This window comes from Tepidimicrobium xylanilyticum (assembly GCF_900106765.1).
Taxonomy (GTDB): Bacteria; Bacillota; Clostridia; order Tissierellales; family Tepidimicrobiaceae; genus Tepidimicrobium; species Tepidimicrobium xylanilyticum.
This window is the reverse complement of the sequence record NZ_FNNG01000037.1, coordinates 1-1,616: the sequence shown is the minus strand read 5'-3', so window position 1 is coordinate 1,616 and position 1,616 is coordinate 1. Positions and strand designations below refer to the sequence as shown.

The window sequence follows — 1,616 nt, the reverse complement described above, 5'->3', positions numbered from 1 at the left end:
GGTAGTGTAAAATAATTTGTGCTTTTAGGAAATAAAATTCTCTTTTCTGGCAAGAATCTAAATAAGACCAAAACTAGAAAGGAGAATTTTTTATGGCAACTTTACCAAAGGAAGTTTTAAGAAATATGATAGTAGATGGAGATTTAAAAACAGTAAATGATCTCCACACATATCTTAAAGAAATGTTTAAAGATGCACTACAAGAGATGTTAGAGGCAGAATTAGAGGTAGAATTAGGATATGTAAAAGGAGATAAAAAGAACAAAAATACAGATAATCGTAGAAATGGTACTACGAAAAAGACTGTAAGCACTCGTTTTGGAGAAATTGAGTTAGATATACCAAGAGATAGAAATGGCGAATTTGAACCAGTAGTAGTTCCAAAACATACAAGGGATATATCAGGTATAGAAGAACAAATAATATCCCTTTATGCAAGAGGAATGTCAACTAGGGATATTCATGACCAGGTAAAGGATCTCTATGGAATTGAAGTATCAGCAGATATGGTTAGCAAAATAACAGATAAAATTATTCCACAAATAAATGAGTGGAAAAACAGACCCCTAGAACCTGTTTATCCCTTCATTTTTCTAGATGCTATACATTATAAGGTAAGGGAAGATGGCCAAATTAAGAACAAAGCAGCCTATGTTGTTTTAGGGGTTACCCTAGATGGCTTCAAGGATATATTGGGCATTTGGATAGGTGAAACTGAGTCCTCAAAGTTCTGGCTAGGGGTATTAAACGATTTAAAAAACAGGGGAGTAGAAGATGTATTAATATTTAGTGTAGATGGATTAACAGGCCTAAAGGAGGCAATACAAGCAGCTTACCCTAATGCTGAAATACAAAGATGTATAATTCATCAACTCAGAAATTCTTTTAAATATGTTAGTTATAAAGATTTAAGGGAATTTGCAAATGATTTTAAAGAAGTATATAAGGCTGTAAATGAAGAGGAAGGATATCAGAAACTACTAGATTTAGAAGAAAAATGGGGAAAAAAATATCCCTATGCTATCAAAAGTTGGGATATGAATTGGGATGTACTATCGCCATTTTTCAAATATCCTATTGAAATTAGAAAAATAATGTATACTACAAATATAATAGAAGGTTTGCATAGGCAATTTAGGAAAGTTACAAAGACTAAGTCTGTCTTTCCAACTGATTTATCCCTAGAAAAAATGCTATATCTAGCAAGTCAAAATGTTATGAAAAAGTGGACCCAGAGATATAGAAATTGGGACTCTATTCTAAATCAACTGATGATATTTTTTGAAGGAAGGGTAGAACAATATCTTTAAAATTGAAACAATGCACCCTAAATCTATAGAAAAACTTGGGGAATAGGATTTAACAGGTGGTTTCTAGGTAAATAATGGCCTAGGCCATTATTTACCTAGAAACCACCTAACTAAAAAAATGAACACATTTCTCCATGTTTAAAATTATTGCCAAAATTATAAGAATTTATGTATATTTCCCTATAATTTTGGCAAACTAAAACTAAAGTATCAAATTTGAAAAATTATTATCTAAATTTAATCTAAATTTTCTTGTCAGATCAGAGTAATCAAACTTACTTAAAGCACAAAATTTATTACAGTCTC

General features: G+C 31.0%; 1 protein-coding gene. It reads left to right on the top strand.

Going from position 1 to position 1,616, the window contains the following annotated elements; all coding sequences use genetic code 11:
* Positions 1 to 92: 92 nt before the first annotated feature.
* Positions 93 to 1,310, top strand: coding sequence for an IS256 family transposase (locus BLV68_RS15190; protein ID WP_093755286.1), 1,218 nt, complete (start codon positions 93 to 95; stop codon positions 1,308 to 1,310).
* Positions 1,311 to 1,616 lie beyond the last annotated feature (306 nt).